Annotated in this window: 21 protein-coding genes and 1 pseudogene; 16 read left to right on the top strand and 6 right to left on the bottom strand. The window is 56.2% G+C overall.

From position 1 onward, the window contains the following. Positions 1–336 precede the first annotated feature (336 nt). Together AC01FP_RS01370 and AC01FP_RS01375 are read left to right on the top strand one after the other, a co-directional pair. A complete protein-coding gene (locus tag AC01FP_RS01370) occupies positions 337–513 on the top strand; it encodes a hypothetical protein (protein WP_474477219.1) in 177 nt (58 codons plus the stop codon). Positions 514–519: 6 nt separating this feature from the next. Continuing rightward, a pseudogene (locus tag AC01FP_RS01375) lies at positions 520–776 on the top strand (lytic transglycosylase domain-containing protein); the annotation flags it as partial. A 14-nt stretch (positions 777–790) separates the two neighbouring features. Here AC01FP_RS01375 and AC01FP_RS01380 read toward each other — a convergent pair. Together AC01FP_RS01380 and AC01FP_RS01385 are read right to left on the bottom strand one after the other, a co-directional pair. Continuing rightward, positions 791–994 carry a hypothetical protein gene (locus tag AC01FP_RS01380; protein WP_474477525.1) on the bottom strand — a complete coding sequence of 68 codons (204 nt, stop codon included), beginning with the start codon at positions 992–994 and terminating at the stop codon, positions 791–793. A 77-nt stretch (positions 995–1071) separates the two neighbouring features. Then, positions 1072–1248: a hypothetical protein gene (locus AC01FP_RS01385; RefSeq protein ID WP_474477222.1), complete on the bottom strand. Its 177-nt coding sequence runs from the start codon at positions 1246–1248 to the stop codon at positions 1072–1074. A gap of 146 nt (positions 1249–1394) precedes the next feature. Between AC01FP_RS01385 and AC01FP_RS01390 the strand changes: the two genes are divergently transcribed. Next, on the top strand, positions 1395–2246 hold the full coding sequence (locus AC01FP_RS01390; RefSeq protein WP_474477225.1) for an aldose epimerase family protein: 852 nt from the start codon (positions 1395–1397) through the stop codon (positions 2244–2246). On the opposite strand, the gene AC01FP_RS01395 is transcribed toward AC01FP_RS01390, so the two are convergent. Next, a complete protein-coding gene (locus AC01FP_RS01395; RefSeq protein WP_474477228.1) occupies positions 2243–2563 on the bottom strand; it encodes a 4a-hydroxytetrahydrobiopterin dehydratase in 321 nt (106 codons plus the stop codon). The two genes, AC01FP_RS01390 and AC01FP_RS01395, sit on opposite strands and share 4 nt — an antisense overlap. 94 nt (positions 2564–2657) lie before the next feature. On the opposite strand from AC01FP_RS01395, the gene AC01FP_RS01400 reads away from it, so the two are divergent. The 9 genes from AC01FP_RS01400 to AC01FP_RS01440 all read left to right on the top strand — a co-directional run bounded on the left by AC01FP_RS01400 (position 2658) and on the right by AC01FP_RS01440 (position 13206). Then, positions 2658–3671: a sensor domain-containing diguanylate cyclase gene (locus AC01FP_RS01400; RefSeq protein ID WP_474477231.1), complete on the top strand. Its 1014-nt coding sequence runs from the start codon at positions 2658–2660 to the stop codon at positions 3669–3671. A 98-nt stretch (positions 3672–3769) separates the two neighbouring features. Further along, positions 3770–4912: an N-acetyltransferase DgcN family protein gene (locus tag AC01FP_RS01405; protein ID WP_474477235.1), complete on the top strand. Its 1143-nt coding sequence runs from the start codon at positions 3770–3772 to the stop codon at positions 4910–4912. Continuing rightward, complete coding sequence (locus AC01FP_RS01410) at positions 4909–5982, top strand: alanine/ornithine racemase family PLP-dependent enzyme (RefSeq protein WP_474477238.1); 1074 nt, start codon at positions 4909–4911, stop codon at positions 5980–5982. The genes AC01FP_RS01405 and AC01FP_RS01410 overlap by 4 nt, the downstream gene beginning before the upstream one ends. Positions 5983–6298: 316 nt before the next feature. After that, positions 6299–7846: a glycosyltransferase gene (locus tag AC01FP_RS01415; RefSeq protein ID WP_474477241.1), complete on the top strand. Its 1548-nt coding sequence runs from the start codon at positions 6299–6301 to the stop codon at positions 7844–7846. Continuing rightward, the gene (locus tag AC01FP_RS01420; protein WP_474477244.1) at positions 7843–8679 is read left to right on the top strand and encodes an HAD-IIB family hydrolase; all 837 of its coding nucleotides are present in this window, start codon (positions 7843–7845) and stop codon (positions 8677–8679) included. Before AC01FP_RS01415 ends, AC01FP_RS01420 begins: the two co-directional genes overlap by 4 nt. Beyond that, positions 8651–9589: a carbohydrate kinase family protein gene (locus AC01FP_RS01425; RefSeq protein WP_474477247.1), complete on the top strand. Its 939-nt coding sequence runs from the start codon at positions 8651–8653 to the stop codon at positions 9587–9589. Before AC01FP_RS01420 ends, AC01FP_RS01425 begins: the two co-directional genes overlap by 29 nt. Before the next feature lie 4 nt (positions 9590–9593). Then, positions 9594–11594, top strand: coding sequence for an alpha-amylase family glycosyl hydrolase (locus AC01FP_RS01430; RefSeq protein WP_474477249.1), 2001 nt, complete (start codon positions 9594–9596; stop codon positions 11592–11594). Between the two features lie 65 nt (positions 11595–11659). After that, positions 11660–12469: a prohibitin family protein gene (locus AC01FP_RS01435; protein WP_474477251.1), complete on the top strand. Its 810-nt coding sequence runs from the start codon at positions 11660–11662 to the stop codon at positions 12467–12469. 71 nt (positions 12470–12540) lie between these two features. Further along, positions 12541–13206 carry an SDR family oxidoreductase gene (locus AC01FP_RS01440; protein ID WP_474477253.1) on the top strand — a complete coding sequence of 222 codons (666 nt, stop codon included), beginning with the start codon at positions 12541–12543 and terminating at the stop codon, positions 13204–13206. A gap of 6 nt (positions 13207–13212) precedes the next feature. Here AC01FP_RS01440 and AC01FP_RS01445 read toward each other — a convergent pair whose 3' ends face one another. Then, a complete protein-coding gene (locus AC01FP_RS01445; protein ID WP_474477256.1) occupies positions 13213–14676 on the bottom strand; it encodes a glycosyl hydrolase family 57 in 1464 nt (487 codons plus the stop codon). 13 nt (positions 14677–14689) lie between these two features. After that, positions 14690–15391 carry a glycosyltransferase gene (locus AC01FP_RS01450; protein WP_474477258.1) on the bottom strand — a complete coding sequence of 234 codons (702 nt, stop codon included), beginning with the start codon at positions 15389–15391 and terminating at the stop codon, positions 14690–14692. 243 nt (positions 15392–15634) lie between these two features. Between AC01FP_RS01450 and AC01FP_RS01455 the strand changes: the two genes are divergently transcribed. From AC01FP_RS01455 to AC01FP_RS01465, 3 genes are all read left to right on the top strand, one after another. Continuing rightward, on the top strand, positions 15635–16102 hold the full coding sequence (locus tag AC01FP_RS01455) for a nuclear transport factor 2 family protein (RefSeq protein ID WP_474477261.1): 468 nt from the start codon (positions 15635–15637) through the stop codon (positions 16100–16102). A gap of 25 nt (positions 16103–16127) precedes the next feature. Continuing rightward, a complete protein-coding gene (locus tag AC01FP_RS01460) occupies positions 16128–16304 on the top strand; it encodes a hypothetical protein (protein ID WP_474477264.1) in 177 nt (58 codons plus the stop codon). Between the two features lie 91 nt (positions 16305–16395). Further along, complete coding sequence (locus AC01FP_RS01465) at positions 16396–17553, top strand: fatty acid desaturase (RefSeq protein ID WP_474477267.1); 1158 nt, start codon at positions 16396–16398, stop codon at positions 17551–17553. A gap of 213 nt (positions 17554–17766) precedes the next feature. Here AC01FP_RS01465 and AC01FP_RS01470 read toward each other — a convergent pair whose 3' ends face one another. After that, positions 17767–17910: a high light inducible protein gene (locus AC01FP_RS01470; protein ID WP_474477270.1), complete on the bottom strand. Its 144-nt coding sequence runs from the start codon at positions 17908–17910 to the stop codon at positions 17767–17769. Between the two features lie 58 nt (positions 17911–17968). Between AC01FP_RS01470 and AC01FP_RS01475 the strand changes: the two genes are divergently transcribed. After that, positions 17969–18556 carry a PAP/fibrillin family protein gene (locus tag AC01FP_RS01475; protein ID WP_474477272.1) on the top strand — a complete coding sequence of 196 codons (588 nt, stop codon included), beginning with the start codon at positions 17969–17971 and terminating at the stop codon, positions 18554–18556. Positions 18557–18560 lie beyond the last annotated feature (4 nt).

The raw sequence follows: 18560 nt of genomic DNA on the forward strand, positions 1-18560 counted from the left end.
CCTGAGATCCAAGCTGTTTTCAGAGGTCTGTCAAGAGCGGAACTGCCACGGAGCTTTCTCCCCCCTGAACAGTTACGAAACTCGGTTGATCTTCGGGGATTCGCGGCCTGTTTTTGGTGCTGTGTCAGCAGATCGCCACGCTCGGGGATCAAGGGGTCCTCCCTAGGTATTGGGTTCAGTAGGCCATTTCGGGCGACCCCAGCTCGCAATTAGCCGCTGCCATTGACTTGGTTCTGTCAGCGGGAGCAAATCAACTGGCAGAGGCCTTGCCCTTAGCGACTTGTGTCAAAAGTTGCCCGACTCCCTCGCCAGAAGCGTGGTCTGCTCTTAAAAAAGGTGGGTTACTGGGACCTATCAATGCGTTGGCTGGGCCTGGTGCTGTGCCTGCTGTGGTTGGGCTGGCGGCTACAGGCCCTGTGGCAGTGGAGCCAGCGGCAGTGGAGCCTGGATCCCCTCAGCAATGAGTTCCAGCAGGAGCTGCGCCGGCGCGGCTTAGTGGGGGTTTTGCCCTGAATCGCACCTGCCGAGACCCTGCTTCATTACTACCGCAAAGCAAAAGCTGCCACCGGCATTCCCTGGGAGGTGCTGGCAGTTGTGAACCTGGTTGAAACCGGCAGGGGTGACATTCGCGATCACCACGACGCCAAGACATTCGCCGTGGCCTCTGGGGCTACAACAACAGCAGGCACTACGGCGAAGCAGTGCTGCAGTAAACCAAGTTGCTTGAGGAGGAGCCGCTCAGCTTTCGTGGTTTTTACAACTGGCCTGGCCATTGGATACGAACCGAACGTCAGGCACTAGCTACAAGGCGCTGACGCAGCAACTGGATATGGTCATCAATCAAAATGCGAGCTTCTTCCAGGCTGGACGCTGCACCCATAGACATACCGCTGCAGTGCTGGATGCGATAGGCCTCAGCAGCTGGACAGCGACGAATCAATCGCACGCTGCAGCCCCTGTGACGCCACTCCGCGATGGCAGCTGGTTCTGGCATTGCAAGCTCCCCGGCCTCTGCAATCAACCAAAAGGGAATTGCGCTGGCAAGGGGGAGTGTTGGTGCGGAGACAGGGCTCAGGCTTTCTGGCTGAGCCGCCAGAGCTCGTTGACGTTTTCTCCCGATTCAACGGCCCGCAGCCGCTTGACAAGCTCGAACACCTCGGTAGTTGCCAGCTCGCCATTTTCTTGCCATTCCAGGCTGCGGGGCTCGAACAATTCCGGCACGGGAACACTGTCATTTGACCGGGTCATCGGGTTAGCGCTCGCTTGCAAGACCCTATGGAGTTGATCAGGAGATCGAGACCGGCTCAGATCTTTTTCAATGGAAGATTGTGTGAAGGAACACCGGCTTGGAGGCTGGCAGCAGGCCTAAATGGGCAAATCCCTGCTCAAACCCCGTGGACCTGGTGCACCGCGATCTGCCCTATCCGCATTGGGAGTACGGCAACGAAGCCGGAGATCTGCTGCGGGTGGTGCCGGAACGCGGCGGCCTGGTGACGGGCTGGCGCTGCGGCGGCAAGGAGCTGATCTACCTCGATCTGGAACGCTTCCTCGACCCCACCCAGTCGGTGCGTGGCGGTATCCCAATTCTCTTCCCGATCTGCGGCGGCCTGCCGAACAACATCCTGCCCCTACCCCAGGGAAACTTTCCCCTTGGGCAGCACGGCTTCGCACGTCAGCTGCCCTGGCAACTGACAGCCCTAGGGGATGGCCAAGGCATTGCCCTGGAGCTCGTCGATAGCGAAAGCACCCGGGCGAGTTATCCCTTCAGCTTCCTGCTGCGCCTTGAGCTACGCCTAGTGCCAGGGGCCCTTGAAATCGTCGCCTCTGTAAACAACCGCAGCGAGGAGTCGATGCCCTTCAGCTTCGGCTTGCACCCCTACTTCAACATCAGCAACCTCAAATCCGCATGCTTTGAGGGGCTGCCGGAGCGCTGCCTCAACCACCTGTCAATGGCCGATGCGCAAACCGCAGAACAGATGGGGCGGCTCGACGATGGTGTGGATCTACTGGTGAGGCCCCGCGGTGATGTGCGCCTGCTGGATCCAGAAGCAAACCTGGCCCTAGATCTCCAGCTCAGCGCCCCCCTCAACCTGGCGGTGATCTGGACCGAACCCCCACGCCAGATGGTTTGTCTTGAGCCCTGGACGGGACCCCGCCAGGCTCTGATCAGCGGCGACGGCAAACTCGAGGTGGCCCCGGGCGGAAGCTGCAGGTTGCACACCAGTTACGCCGTCAGAGCCCTCTAGCCCCCTTCAAGCTTGGCGGCCAGCACTACGTCGGCACGGGTTAAGCCATCGACCTTGTGGGTGTACACCTCAGCGCTTGCATGGCCCCAACCAATGGTGAATTCGGCATGGTGCCCCTCTGCTTCACAGATCGCTCCAGCCCGGTTCAGCCATGCGAGGGCTTGCTGAAAATCGGCAAAGCTCCAGGCCTTCTGCAGGTGGTGGCCATCAACAACCACCCAACCGGGCAGCTGAGGCAGCAATTCAGCCAGATCAGCTTCAGCGAGGATCGGAGCCCCCTCGCGGCAGGGGAGGCAGCTTTCTTGGGCGAGGACCATTGAATAGGCTCGTTGCAATAGCTAAATCATGCCTCGATATTTGCCCAGTCAGCTGGCCATGGTTTTCCTAAGGTAAGAAACTTCGGCGCACACCATGCCGTACCCCGACTACCCAATTCCGGCAGACGAGCCTCAGCGCCAGCGAGACCTAGAACGCCTTGGGGTACTGAATCATCCGGGCGACGAGCATTTTGAGCGACTGGTGCGCCTGGCCTCGACTGTGCTGGAAACACCGATTGCCCTGATCTCCCTGATCGATGGAGACCGCCAGTGGTTCCTGGCCCATCACGGTCTGGAGACCACCGAAACGCCGCGGCAGATGGCCTTCTGTGCCCACGCCATCGCTGGCAACGAAACCTTGGTGGTGCCGGATGCCCGCCAAGACCCGCGTTTCTGCACCAACCCGCTGGTGATTCAGGACCCAAAGGTGCGCTTCTACGCAGGAACACCACTGCAGAGTCGAGACGGTCACAACCTGGGCACCCTGTGCGTGATTGACAAGCAGCCTCGTCATTTCAGCTCCAGCCAGGTGCGGCTGCTCGAAGATTTGGCCCAGCTAGTGCTGCGTGAGCTTGAACTGCGCCGGCTCACCACGGTGCATCCAATCAGCGGGTTGGCAACCCGACCAAACTTCCTGGAGCAAGCAGAGCCGGAGCTGGTGCGGGCACGCCAGGCGGATAAGAACTTGGCATTGCTGGCCCTCGAGCTCGACCACTTCGACCAAATCAAGAGCCGCTGGGGGGTTCAGGCATCGGAGCGAGCCCTCGCTGACATCGCCGCCCTGCTGCGTTCAGAGCTCTGCGACCAAGACCTGCTGGGTCAAATCGGCAATCGGGAGTTTGCGGTATTGATGGTTAACGTTGACCTGGCGATGGCCATGGAAAGGGCAGATGCTATTCGCACCGGCATAAACGAAATTCGGGGAATCTTCACAGCCAGCGGCCACAGACTGAGTGTCAGCGGCGGACTTACCCTGCTAGCTCCAGGCGACCACCAGGCCATTGATGCCCTCCTGCGGGCCGAACGAGCCCTGTTCCTGGCTCAGGGCAACGGCCAAAACCAGATTGCCGAAATACTGGCCGACCCCCTAGAGGAGAAAGCGTCGTAGACTGATTTTATCCACGCCCCCCAGCGGCCACTCCTGAGCCCTGGAATCTCCACCTCTGACTTGCTTCAAGTCTTGGTAACTGATGGGTCCTGGCTTATTTGGCATTTCTTAAACAGGTCAATGACCTGACCATCTCGATTGCACCGCAACAAGCTGCGGTGCAATCGGTTGCAGTCGTTTACTGCGAAGGAAACTTCGCTGGACTCGACGGCAAAACCGCCCATGGCCTAGTGCGCTTCTGCGAAGCTTTCAAAATCAGAGCAATTATTGATAGCCAATCCGCAGGCATTGATGCAGGACTTCTGCTGGACGGCGTCAGTAACGGCATTCCCATCGTGGCCAACCTAGGTAAAGCCCTTGCCCTGCCAGGGCCCCGCGCCACCACCTTCATCTATGGCATGGCGCCTGCAGATGGCCTTTATGGCAAAGACGATCGCCAGGCCCTGCTGCTGGCCATGGCTTCTGGCCTGAATCTGGTCAGCGGCATGCGCGAATTCCTTAATGATGACAGTGAATTCGCCCTGGCGGCCGCCAGTCACAAGGTATCAATCCGGGATGTACGTCGTCCGCCCGAATTAAAGGATCTCCGCCTGTTCAGCGGCTCAATCGCCAAGGCACGCTGCATTCGAATCGCCGTGCTCGGCACCGATGGCGCCATCGGTAAGCGCACCACAGCCACGCTTCTGGTTCAGGCCCTGAACGCCAGCGGCATCCACGCCGTTCTGGTCAGCACGGGGCAAACCGGTCTTATTCAAGGGGGGCGCTATGGCATTCCACTCGATGCCATTCCGTCGCAGTTTTGCTCAGGTGAGGTGGAGGCCGCTGTTGTGGAGGCTTACTGCACGGAACATCCCGCAGTGATAGTGATTGAGGGCCAAGGGGCTCTAAGCCATCCGGCCTACCTCTCGTCCAGCTTCATCCTGCGGGGCAGCCAACCCCAGGCTGTGGTGTTGCAGCACGCACCAGCACGCCGTCAGCTCAGCGACTTCCCGTTTCTGCCGATGCCCACGCCTGCAAGTGAAATTCGGCTGATCGAAGCCTTCGCACCAACGCGTGTCATCGGCCTCACCCTGAACCACGAGGGCATGGATGACGCTGAGGTGAGCGCCGCAATCGCCCTCTACGCAGCCGAGCTAGCCATTCCCGTGACCGATGCGGTGAGCCGTGCACCCTCTGCCCTCGTGGCGATGGTGCTGCGGGCCTTCCCCGAGTTGTGCGCATCACCTATCGGGCTGCCTTGAGCGCACCCCGGCTGGAGATTCACCTCGAGCGTCTAAGGCACAACGCCAGCACCATGGTGAATCGGCTGGCACGCCAGGGAATCAAGGTGACCGGAGTCAGCAAGGCAACGCTGGGACTGCCGGAGATAGTTCACACCTGGGTGGCGGCAGGGGTGCATTCAATCGGTGAATCGCGGATTGAATCAATCGAAACCCTCAGCCGCCGCGAAATCGGTGTGCCCTTACTGCTAATTCGCTCACCGATGCTGAGCCAGGTAGAGCGGGTGGTGGCCCATGCGGCGATCAGCTGCAACAGTGAAGCAGTCGTGATTAAGGCGCTGGCAGCCGCAGCAGCATGCCAGGGAGTGCGCCATGGCGTGCTTTTAATGGTGGAGCTTGGGGACTTACGCGAGGGGATCCTGGCGGCAGACCTCGAGGCGATGGTGTTGCTCACCCTGGCCCTGCCAAGCCTGGTACTGGTGGGAATCGGCACAAATCTGGGCTGTCAGCACGGCGTAGCTCCTGAACAAGCAAATATGGCCGAACTATCGCGGCTGATCGAGGCACTTGAAAGCCGTTTTGGCATCAAGCTCGAGTGGTGCTCTGGTGGCAATTCAGCAAATCTTCCCTGGCTGGCTAGTGGCGCTGAGACGGGGCGGATCAACCACCTGCGGCTCGGCGAAGCGCTGCTGTTGGGCAGGGAACCGCTTAGCCGTACGGCGATCCCAGGGCTCCATACCGATGCCATCACCCTGGTAGCGGAAGTAATCGAGGCCAAGCGCAAGCCCTCCCGGCCTTGGGGAACGCGACACCGCACAAGTTTTACCCAGGGGCAAGCCGCTCCTCTAACAGAACCGGACCAACCAATGACGATACGTTCCATACTTGCCCTAGGCGAACAGGATGCCGATCCAGCCGGTCTCAGCGCTCCAGGAATCAAGATCGAAGGGGCATCCAGCGACCATTTGGTTGTTAGCGGTGCAGCAGTGGCGCTGGAAGTCGGCGATGAACAACGCTTCCAAATCAGCTACAGCAGCCTGCTGCGCGCAATGACATCTCCCTATGTGAGCCGCTGTTTCATCGAAAAATGACTCTTGGCAGATTTGCTGACCACAAATAAGTAGGGATCGATGGACTCAGATCATCCGCTGCATTTTCGCATCATTCCTAGCACCGATACGCTCAAAGGGATGGACTATTGCATCAAGCCGATCGATTATTATTGGGCTGCAAGCAGAGAAGACACTAGATCTGAAACTCAGCATCCTTTTTCCGTGTCAATCAGGTTAATGCTCAGGCAATACATGCTATTATGCGATAGGGAGTACCGTGAAGACCATAAAGATGAATAACAAAGGTCATTCACTATATATCTTGATGATCAGTATTCATGGCCTGGTTCGAGGCATGAATCTGGAACTGGGTCGAGACGCTGATACGGGCGGCCAGACGAGGTATGTAATTGAGCTGACCAAGGCCCTAGCCAGCCAGCCAGGCGTAGCCAAAGTAGATCTGATAACTCGTTGCATCAAGGATGCAGACTTGTCACCAGATTATCAAGCACCAGTCGAGATTCTGGGAAATAAAGCACGCATCATCCGGATTAATGCTGGGCCAGACCACTACATTGCCAAGGAAGATCTCTGGGAGCATCTTGACGCTTTCACAAACGAGCTATATGCCTGGCTACGTAGTCAGAAACGCAGACCTGATGCGCTTCACAGTCACTACGCCGATGCTGGCTATGTAGGCGTGCGCCTATCTCAGCTCACCGGACTACCACTTATTCACACAGGCCACTCTCTGGGCAGGGATAAAATGCAACGGCTTCAAGACCTAGGCATAGCTGCGGAAGAAATCGAAAAACGCTATAAAATTTCGCAACGCATTAGCGCTGAAGAAGACATACTTAAGCATGCGAGTCTAGTAATCACAAGTACGCACAACGAGATAAAAGAGCAGTACAGCTTGTATGACTGTTGTACCCCCAAGAAAATGTTCGTTATCCCGCCAGGCACCGATTTGAACAAGTTTTATCCACCTACAAGTGAGAACGGCAAGCTTACCTTTATTGGAACCCTACAGAAGCATCTCAGGGATCCCGATAAGCCTATAATTTTGGCATTATCAAGGCCGGATGAACGCAAAAACATTATTTCCCTTTTGGAATCCTATGGAAAGTGCAAGAGACTTCAAGAACTCGCGAATCTTGTAATCGTATCTGGAAACCGTAATGATATCAGGGAATTAGATGATGGAGCTCAAAACATTCTAACAGAACTACTACTTGTCATCGACTACCATGAGCTTAATGGTCTAGTGGCCATGCCAAAGCATCATTCCGCCAGTGACGTAGCAGACATCTATCGCCTTGCAGCAGCATCGAAGGGTGTATTTGTTAACCCAGCTCTCACTGAACCCTTTGGACTCACCTTGCTGGAGGCGGCTGCCAGCGGACTACCGCTAGTTGCGACGGAGTTCGGCGGTCCAGTGGACATCATCGGCAACTGCAAGAATGGCTTACTCATTGATCCCCTAAATGAAGCCTCAATTGCCAGAGCATTATTAAGAATTCTGGGGGATCAAAAGTTATGGACAACATTTTCACGGAATGGCTTGGAAAACGTCTCTAAGTTCTACTCCTGGGAGGCTCATGCCAAGGCATATCTTGAAATGTTAGCCGGACTAATTGATAACAATCAAGCAACAGCAAGACCCGCATCTCCTGCAAAAACTAATGCTCTGCCAATCAACTCTCGCCCTGTCTATAAAGCGCCCGATAACAGGCTGCCCTGCAATATGGATTCCCTATCACTGTTTAAGCAGCTGGTGAAGAGAGAGAAGCCTACCTCGTTAGATAACATACAGACCCTCTTTAAACAACACAAGATATCTGCAAACAATGCCAAAGGCCAGGAACTCCATCATGAAGAATCACCAAGCCAAATTCAGTGAAACCTCTACTTATTTGTACGGATCTAGACAGAACGCTTCTACCCAATGGAGCAGCACCAGAATCAGTTGGTGCCAGATCTATGTTTGCGCAGATAGTCGATCAACCGGAGATCAAGTTGGCATACGTTAGCGGCAGACATCTCGCACTAGTGGAGCAGGCGGTTGAGCAGTATGGGCTTCCAAAACCGAATTGGATAATTGGGGACGTGGGCAGTTCCATATATAGCAAATATTTTAAAACCTGGACACTTCTAAGTCAATGGTCCTTAGACATCTCGTCGGACTGGCAGGGATTAAGTGCTGCCAAGGTCTTTAATATTATGCCTAAAATATCGTCTCTAGCACTGCAGCCCGAGGATAGACAAAATACCTACAAGCTTAGTTTCTTTATTCCCTTGGAGACCAGCCTCCCCGAACTAACAAGTAACATCCAAAATTGCTTAACTGGGTACAATATTGCTGCCAGCCTGATCTACAGCATCGATGAAAAAGCCTCCACCGGCCTACTGGATGTGCTACCAGCTCGCGCAGGCAAGCTGCCTGCAATCGAGTTTCTGATGCGTAAGCAGGGTTTTACAGCCGAACAGATACTTTTTGCTGGGGATAGCGGTAACGATCTATCGGTACTAACCAGTGAGCTACCAGCCGTACTTGTGGCTAATGCCCATGCCGATGTGGCTACACAAGCAATGGAGACGGCCAGACAAAAAGGCACAACTAAGCGGTTGTATCTTGCCCAAGGCGGTTACCTCGGCATGAACGGCAACTACAGCGCCGGAATCCTGGAGGGGATTAGACACTTCCATGCCGATGCATTCTGGAAGCTGGGTTGAGCGAATGCAGATCCGTAATCCGATCACCGTCTTCGGAGAAGTACTCATTGATTGTTTCCCTGATGGCAGCAAACTCCTTGGTGGGGCTCCCTTCAATGTTGCCTGGCACCTCAGGGGGTTTGGCCTTTCGCCAATATTTATCAGTCGGGTGGGCAAAGACGACCAGGGGGAGAGGGTTGGTGCCTGCATGCGCCGCTGGGGTCTGGACTGTTCCTCGCTGCAGTGTGATGACAGCCATCCCACCGGCAAAGTAATAGTGAGCATCGAAGCTGATGAGCCCCACTACGACATCGTGGCGAACAGTGCCTTCGATTTCATCCAACTCCCGGATATCCGCACGGAAGCAAGCAGCGGTATCCTTTACCACGGGACTCTGGCCCTTCGCCATCGCCAATCGGCGGAAGCACTGGCCGCCCTTAAGTCTCTGCATCAGGGTCAGATCTTCTTGGATGTGAACCTACGTAGTCCTTGGTGGTCGCCTGAATCGGTATTAACTCTGGTAGCTGACGCCGACCACGTCAAGCTCAATGAAAATGAGCTAGCTCTGCTGGCGGCACACGGTTCTGAATTCGGAGATATAACCAACCTGGTGGCATCAATGAACCGATTCGCTCAACAGCACGGTTTAGAAACGGTGATTCTGACCCGTGGCGCCCAGGGCGCCCTGCTTTACCGGCAAGGCGATATTGTTGCCATCGGCCCTGCGCCCGCTACCCAGGTTGTCGATACCGTTGGGGCGGGTGATGGTTTTGCTGCCACCGTACTGCTCGGAATCAGTTTGCAGTGGCCTTGGGCAGACAGCCTAGAGCGCGCCCTGGACTTCGCTGCAGCCGTGGTGGCACACAAGGGAGCCACCATTGATGACCGCTCGGTTTATGCGCAGTTTCTAACTTCATGGGAGGTGAACTGATTCGATGTATGAACAAATCTCCCACTCACTATTGAACTCGATTCTAGATGATCTGAAGCCAGAGATTCAGCGCCAAGATTTACGGCACTTTTACACCAGGCTGGGTGCCAACTTCTACGCCATACATTCTCTATTTGTTACATTGTATGGTCACCGCGACGACTTTAAGGATCAACTTTTAGCCTTAGTCGAAACAATGGCACGTGGCTATATCGATAGGGCGCCTGAACTTGAGTCTATTGATATTCAGCGCGAATATGAATACAACTGGTTTTTATCCCAGAAGTGGGTAGGAATGGCCGTCTACTCCAATGGCTTTGCCGAAAATCTTGCCGATTTAAAGAACAGAATTGGCTACTTCCAGGAGCTAGGCATTAATATGGTACATATTCTGCCGGTTCTAATGTGTCCTACTGGCAAGAGTGATGGTGGGTACGCGATAAGCGACTTCCGCCGGATAGATGGGCGAGTCGGAACAATCGACGACCTGCGCAGCATTGCTAAAGAGTTCAGGAAATGCGAAATTCTATTGATTCTAGATATTGTCTTAAATCACACATCTGATGAGCACGAGTGGGCTAGGCGTGCAATAGCTGGTGATCAGCACTACCAGGATTATTATCATGTCTTCGAAGATAGGGATATTCCCGACGTATTCGAGCAGAGCATGCCGGAGGTTTTCCCGGAAAGCGATCCAGGTAATTTCACTTGGAATAAGGCGATGGGCAAGTGGGTGATGACTGTCTTTCATGACTACCAGTGGGACTTGAATTACTCAAACCCAGCAGTATTTATTGAAATGCTGGATGTGTTGCTATTTTGGTCTAACCAAGGAGTGGATATTCTGCGGCTTGATGCTGTTGCCTTTCTTTGGAAGAAGCTCGGCACCACATGTCAAAACGAGCGCAAGGCTCATCTGATTTTACAGCTGATGAAGGATTGCTGCCAAGTGACGGCACCCGGTGTGTTGTTCATCGCTGAGGCCATAGTGGCTCCTACAGAAATCAGCAAGTATTTTGGTGAAGATGCCATCGTAGCCAAGGAATGTGAGATCGCTTACAACGCCACCTTGATGGCTTTGCTCTGGGACAGTGTGGCAACTCGGAATACCCGGCTTCTGTCGCAGGGTCTCAAGAATCTGCCAACTAAATTAGAGCGCGCTACCTGGCTTAACTACGTACGCTGCCACGATGATATCGGATTTGGCTTCGATGACAGTGACATCAAGCAGGTGGGTTTTGATCCTCGTGAGCACCGACGCTTTCTGATTGACTATTTCAAGGGTGATTTTGATTCGATACCCCGAGGGCTTACTTTTATGCCCAACGACACGACTGGAGACGCAAGGATATGTGGCTCCCTTGCCTCGCTAGTCGGCCTAGAAACGGCCCTGGAGTCGAAGAATAAAAAACTAATCGCCACCGCCGTCAGCCGCATTCTGCTGATGCATGCCATCATCCTCTCCTTTGGGGGGATTCCACTTATCTATAACGGTGATGCCCTCGGAGTATTAAATGACTACAGCTTTTTCGCTGATCCCAGCAAATGTAATGACACCCGCTGGGTGCATCGTCCAAAAATCGACTGGGCAAAGGCGGAGCTTAGATGGAAGCTCGGCACAGTAGAGCATTCAATTTTTAGCGCATTGAAGCAGATGATTTCAATTCGCAAGGAAGTACCAGCTTTCGCAGATTTCAACAACCGGCAGATCCTCAATCTTGAAAATGACTATTTGCTGGCCTTCGTACGCTTCAACCATTTGCGGCCATCAGAGCTTGTACTTGTGGTGGCAAACTTCAACGACCAGCCCAGGTTCTTCGATCTCAATTGTCTAGCTCCATCGGTCTTCGGCATTCACGACAACCTCGTCGATCTTCACACTGGCCGCAAGCCAGCCCAGTCGAGCAGTCGCATCGTCTTGCAGGCGTATCAGTTCTATTGGCTGGCCAAGGCCGAGGAGCCTGTCGCGGTCGACCAGGGGACATTTACTACGCCCGCCTCGTGACTAAAAATTCACTAGCTACGTCCCACCGCAACCCTTCCTAGGATCTGAAATTCTGACAGGCTTTCATGCAGTCGCCCCTCCGCTCCGCTGGCAGTCCCGATGGGCCTGGAGCCACCCTCAGCCTGATAGCGGCTGTGCTGGTGGGGATAGCAATTTTGCTGAGCCAGACCGTGTTCATTGTCCCGGCTGGCAACGTGGCAGTCGTCACCACCCTGGGCAAGGTGACGGGCGCACCGCGCAGCCCAGGCGCCAACCTCAAGGCGCCGCTAGTGCAGAACACCTCATTGTTTGATGTGCGAACCCAGGTGCGCCCTGAGCAGTTTTCGACCCTCACCAAGGATCTCCAGGTGATCCAGGCGACCGCTACGGTGAAATACGCCATGAAGCCTGCAGAAGCTGGCCGGATTTACGAGACGATCGCCACCGACGACCAGCAGATCTACCCCCGGGTAATCCAGCCTTCCCTGCTCAAGGCGCTCAAGTCAGTATTTTCTCAATACGAGCTTGTGACCATCGCCACCGAATGGAACTCCATTTCAGAATTAGTGCAAGAGAAGGTAGCGGAGGAACTGCGCAAGTTTGACTACGTCAGCGTGCAGGGACTCGACCTCACTGGCCTGCAAATCGCCGAGGAATACCGCGCTGCAATTGAACAGAAACAGATTGCCGAACAGCAGCTGTTGCGTGCCCAAACCGAGGTGTTGATCGCCGAGCAGGAAGCAAAGCGCTACGAAACGCTCAATTCAAGCCTCGACGACCAGGTGCTCTACAAGCTCTTCCTCGACAAGTGGGATGGCCAGACCTCCGTGGTGCCGGCCCTGCCTGGTACTGCTGGGGGCAGCGGAAACTCCGTAATCGTCAACGGCAGGCGCTGAAGCGGCAAAAGCCCGCTGGGCGCGTTAGGTCTGCTCCAAGTTAATAGCTAGCTCTGAGTTTGAATCAACCCATGTCCAATTTCCTTGTCACCGGGGCAAACCGCGGCATCGGCCTGGAGTACTGCAGACAGCTCCAGGCTCGCGGTGATCAGGTAATCGCCGTGTGCCGCACGCCATCGCCGCAGCTGGAGGCCCAGGGAATTCGTATAGAGGCGGGGATCGAGCTCAGCGATGATGCCGACCTTGCTGCACTGATACAACGGCTCGCAGGTCTACCTCTGCAGGGGGCAATCCTCAACGCCGGCATCCTGGAGGCCACCAACCTGGCGAACCTTGATGCCAACAGCCTGCGGCGTCAGTTTGAGGTGAACGCCCTGGCACCGCTGCGGCTAGTTCACGCCCTGCTGCCGAACCTCCAGCAAGGCTCAAAGCTGGCCCTAATGAGCAGCCGTATGGGTTCTATCGACGACAACAGCTCCGGCGGCTCTTACGGCTATCGGATGTCGAAGGTGGCGCTAAACATGGCAGGGAAATCCCTTGCTATCGACCTGCGCCCGCGCGGCATCGCCGTAGCGATTTTGCACCCGGGGCTGGTGTGCACCGGCATGGTCAACTTCAACCCCCAAGGCATTAGCCCCGAATTGGCGGTGCGGGGTTTACTGGCCCGCATCGACGGCCTCAGCCTCGAAACCAGCGGCAGCTTCTGGCACGCCAACGGCGAGCTGCTGCCCTGGTAAGGCCGATCAGCTGGCCAGGCTGGCGAGGCCTCGCCGATGGATTTCGCTGGCGTAGTCGGTCCAGATTCCCTGGCCCCAGTAGCGAAAGCAGCTGGTCTCGAGCAGCAAAAGATGCAGCAAGGCCTGCTGGTATGGCTCAGTTTGGGTGGCTGACGGGTCAGCCTCAACCAGGGGATCAAAGTGCTGGTGGAAGGCAGCACTGAGGCTTGTCATCGGCTCCAGCACGTTGGCGTAGCCCTCAACCCAGCTGAGGTTGTTGGTCCAGGAAGCACCTGCCATCGAGAAAGCAGGATCGCGCGCCTGCAGCTCGGCGATGGCAGCCTCAACAGTTGCAGAGGTAGGTGGCTCTCCCAGCTGCGGCCACAGCTTGTGTTGCTGCACCGCCTGAATCTGCGGATAGTCACAGGCAGCAAGTCCGGCAGCATCGAGCAACTCCAGATATTCGGTGCCGTTGATCGCCACAGTGGTCTCAGCTCCACCAACAGGCTCGTTCAGTTCGGCGATGCGTTGATTGGCCTGGATGAACGCCTGGGGGAATTCGTTCATCATCACGCCACCGTTTTCGCCATCGGCAATCTGGGAGACGAGCGCGGGAATGGATGCGGCGCCCAGCTCCAACCGGCCCAGCCCCAAAGCTTCGTAGCAGGGCTGCATCTGGCCCACCAGCTTGGTGTCGGAGCCTTGGGTTTTGATCAGCGCCGTAATCGTGACCACCTCACCACTTGAATTGCGCGCCACCAGCTGGTTGGGACCGTATTTCTGCGATTGGCCCAGGCAGGAGCCATCAAGGTTTTCAACGCTGTGCTCCTGAACCAGCAGCCAGCGGTAGCCGCACTCCAGTAGCGCTTTGACAAATTCGTAAAGCGTGTCGGGGTGGTTTGGCAGGTGCATCTCGGGCGGGGAAAAGCCCTTTACCCTTTGCAGCGCAGCATCACCAAATAGCGCCGCAAAGTGATGCTGCCAAGCCAAGATCTGCAGCTTTAGGTCTGGGATCGGCGTTGAGGGGGCTACGGCATGACTCCAGAAGGTGCCTAGCCACTCCACATGGGGTTGCAGCGTGGGATCACAAGCCAAACGCTGCAGCGCCTCGAGGATGTCGTGGCGTCCCATCTGCTGGAAGCCCCAGAGGAGGTTGCCGGAATAATCCAGCATGATGCGCGGATTACAGCCTTCTGCGATCAGCTGGGGAATGATCTCTGCCAAGCGCTTGTAGCACTGGGCAAAGGGTTCGGCATTGTGGTTATCTCCCTGGCCAGGATTATCCAGCATGTATTGCAGATGGGAGATCAGCTCTCCATTGGCACCGGCTGGAATCGTGGGCTGGTGCATGTGCAGAGCACAGGCGAAACCGGAGCGAATCTGCTCCAGTTTGAGGTTGGTCTGGGGCAGAAAAACCGGCTGCTGCTGTTGCACCAGGGCGAGGATTTCGGCTTCACGGCCAGCGATTGGCGGCAGGGCGGTGGTGCTCACAAATTTGAGTTGCTCAAAGGGTGGCAATGCGCTGGCGGATCAGCGGCACTGAGGAACTTGCAAGCTGCTGAGACAGGATGTACTGACCGCGTTCCCAAGCAGATCGGCGCGATAAAAGTTCTAAATCATCAAACCATGACGATTTTGTCATCTGGCCAACATGGAGGCGAATGTGATAAACGTAATCAGCAATTAACACACCTGCCGCACTACTTGTGACCGCGATCATCATGCCTACGTCTTCACCTTGAGGCAGACCCATCCAGCCGCCAACTCGCTTGAGCAAGGCTGCCTGCACTAGCAGGGTAGTTGGGCCTAGGGGAATGCTGTCGTGGGGGGATGGCCAGGCCCGCCAGACATCACCCGCCAGGCATGGCCCCGCGGCAACAATGGCTGGATCATTCTTGAGATCATCTGTGCAATACCCAGCTGCCCAAAGGGCTCCCGCCTGGCCATTGATTGCTGCCAGTCGCTTATCGATGGAATGGGGATAAAGCCAGTCGTCATCGTCGGCGCTGGTGATCCACTCCCCCCGAGCAACAAGCAGACCAAGATTGCGAGCTGCAGCCTGACCAATTGGACGGGCGGAAGCGATAACGGTGGCGTTAGCGGCAAGCTCCGCAGGAAGATCCTTGAGGTCGTTGCCATCGACGACGATTACATGTTCAATATGGCAGCTATTTTCAGTCAGACTGCGATTGAGCTTGCTCAACATAGACAATCGATCAGGCAAAAGCCTGGTCGGAGTAATGACGCTTACAGTCGTCAAATTGATTGAATTATTGCGAGCTCTGCCATCCTAGTCTACCTTCGCGACACGCCTGCCTCAGCTCAAAACCCAGATAGGCAAAAGCCGTGAGATTTGGTCGAAAAACTGATCGAACGAATCTCTCTAAAGAGTGCAGCTTTCGATCGAATTATTGGGCTGCGCTCAAGAGCTCTGGCAAAATGCTATGGCATGGATGCCGCCTGGGCCATCCTGGTATCAGCCTTTGATCTGACTGCGGTGGACACTGCCCAGCTGCGCGCCCTGTTTAGCAAGCCCTACGGCGCTCCAGGCCCAAGCGAAGCGCAATGGCGGCAGCTCTACGCCGAAGACGTGCACTTCAGCGATCCCACCCAGGAGAGAGAGGGCATTTCGGCCTACATCAAAGCCCAGCAGGGCCTGCTGAAACGCTGCGACGACACCTATCTCACTCCCGGCGCGATCGCGATCGAAGCCAATTCGGCGTTCGTGGAGTGGGAGATGGGCCTGATGATCAAGGGCATTGAGTTTGTGTATCCAGGCACCTCACGGCTGCTGTTCAACAGTGAGGGCAAGATCTGCGACCACCGCGACTACTTCGATTTCGTCGGCCCCACCTTCGGGCCGGTGCCGCTGCTCGGCGGCTTTGTGCGCTGGCTATACAAGCGCTTCGTGGGCTGAGCCTGCGCCAAGAACCGTAATCCCCATGACTCAGTACCAAATCCGGCGCGATGACGGCGTCAGCGATGCCATCACCAAGCGCCTGTACACCAGCTACAACGAAGCCCATCAGGAACTCGAGCGCTATTACGCCGATCTCTGCTGCTCGGACGATCGGGAGTACTACCGGATTGAGGAGGACACCAGCGTCTGCTGGCATTAAGGCTGCCGCGACGCGGGCGGAGGGTGCTGATTCCTAAGGTCTCAAAGGCTTACCAAGGCCGATCCATATCCCTTGTCTTGCGGCAGCTTCATTGACTCCACCTGTTTCCCTGCCGTCCATCGCCACCGCGCAGGCCGCCACGCCAGCAGCCATCTATCCCAGCAAAGCTGAACTGCTGGCTTGCCTGCCAGCCGAGCTAACCCAGATCAACCCGGTTAAAGCCTGGGGAAGCCTGGCCATGTCCCTGGGCTTGTCCGTCCTTGCTTATGGACTGGGAACCCTGATCCCCCTGCAGCTAAGCGCTGCACCCCTCTGGCTGCTTTACGCCTTGGTTACAGGAACGGTGGCAGGAGGTTGCTGGGTAATTGCCCACGAGTGCGGCCACCGTGCTTTCCATCCCAACCCCCGCGTAGAGGCCGTAGTGGGCTTTTTGCTGCACAGCCTGCTGCTTGTGCCGTATTTCAGCTGGCAGCGCAGCCATGCGGTGCACCACGCCAACTGCAACCACCTCGAGGCCGGTGAAACCCATGTGCCGCCCCGCTCCGATTCCAGCTCGGGACGCTTCGTGGCCGGAGCAAGACGGCAGCTTGGCCAGGGCCTCTACGGCGTTGCCTCCCTGTTTACCCACCTGGTATTGGGTTGGCCCCTATACCTAATGTTTGGTGTTGCCGGCGGCGAAGAGTACGGCAGCCCAACCTCCCATTTCACTACGGCTGCACCCTTCCGCAACGGTGGGCGCCAGCTATTTCCCGACTCCTACCGTCGCCTGATGGCGATCTCCAACCTCGGCCTGCTGGCAATGGTGGCGGCCCTGGTATGGGCCTCAATCCACTTCTCCCCGGCGCGAGTGCTGCTGGTTTACGGCCTGCCCTACCTGGTTATCAATGCTTGGTTAGTTGGTTACACCTGGCTGCAGCACACCGATACCGATATTCCCCACTTCTCCACCAGCGACTGGAATTGGGCAAAAGGTGCTCTACAGACGGTGGATCGCCCCTATGGCCCCCTGCTGAACCTGCTGCATCACGGCATCGGTTCAACACATGTATGCCACCACATCAACCCGAGGATTCCCCACTACAACGCCTGGCGAGCCAACGCCCTGCTGAAGCAGCGCTTCCCCGACTTGGTGCGCTACGACTCCACCCCTATCCACCAAGCCTTGTGGCGCGTTGCCACCCAATGCGCCGTAGTGAGTCAAAGGAAAGTTAATGGAGGCTTCTTCTATCAACCCAGATCATCAACCTAAATCTGGGTAGCAATTCCATAAAAAAAGGCCGGTGCGTTTGCCCCGGGCTTTCGAGATGAGAGTTAGGGAATTCTCTAAAATTATCCAGAAATTAAGGAGCTTTGGAAGAGAGGTCACTTGGACGGCTCAGCACATATGTAGTCATGCCAGTAAGCACGACGACTAGAGCGATAACAAAGGCAATAGCGGTGGTGTAATCGGTGCTCATGGCAATCAGCCCAAGCCCAGTTGAGCTGCGATGGTTTGGCCGGTAAGGATCTCGGTGCCAAGGCCAATCACGAAGCCCATCATGGCTAGGCGGCCATTCCAGGTTTCGGCAAAAGCGACAAATCCGAAGCGGGGAGTGGATGTGGTCATCAGTGTTGAGGATTGTTGCAAGAACTATAACTGACTGTAACGACGCCTCTAGCCCCAGATGTTGAAAGCAAGCGAAGAGCTGCTGGCCCTGTTGCGACGGGGTGCCAGGGGGGAAGCCCAACGCCAGGGGCCGCGGGTTCGGGAGCTGATTCTCGAGCTCGAACGCACCTCACCAGTAGACCTCGCCGCCCCAGGTGCCCTCGATCTGCTGGAGGGGGTCTGGGAATTGCGCTGGAGCAGCAGCAGCCAGCCCTATCTCCAGGCTGTGCCATGGCTGGAAAACCTGCAGATACTGGCTCCATCGCTGGGTCGTGCCCTGAATCTGTTGAGGCCGCCAGGGCAGCTTGCCGGCCTGGGTGGCATAGCTGTTGAGGCCAGCATCCAGCTCGAATCAAGCCCTGGCGAGAACAGCCCAACTCCCCAGCAGCGGGTGCAGGTGCGCTTCCAGCGCGGTGGCTGGCGCGGGCCCCTAGTTGGTGGCACACGCTTGCGGCTGCAACGTGAGGTGCAGCAAAGTTTTTCAGCCTGGCTCGACATCACCGTGCTCAGCCAGGAGCTGCGGCTATGCCGTGGCAACGCCGGCACGATATTTGCCCTGCTGCGCCGCCCTGATCTGGCCGTTGCAGACTTTTTAGACAATCACTAAAAAC

It is taken from the genome of Cyanobium sp. NIVA-CYA 375 (assembly GCF_056108345.1).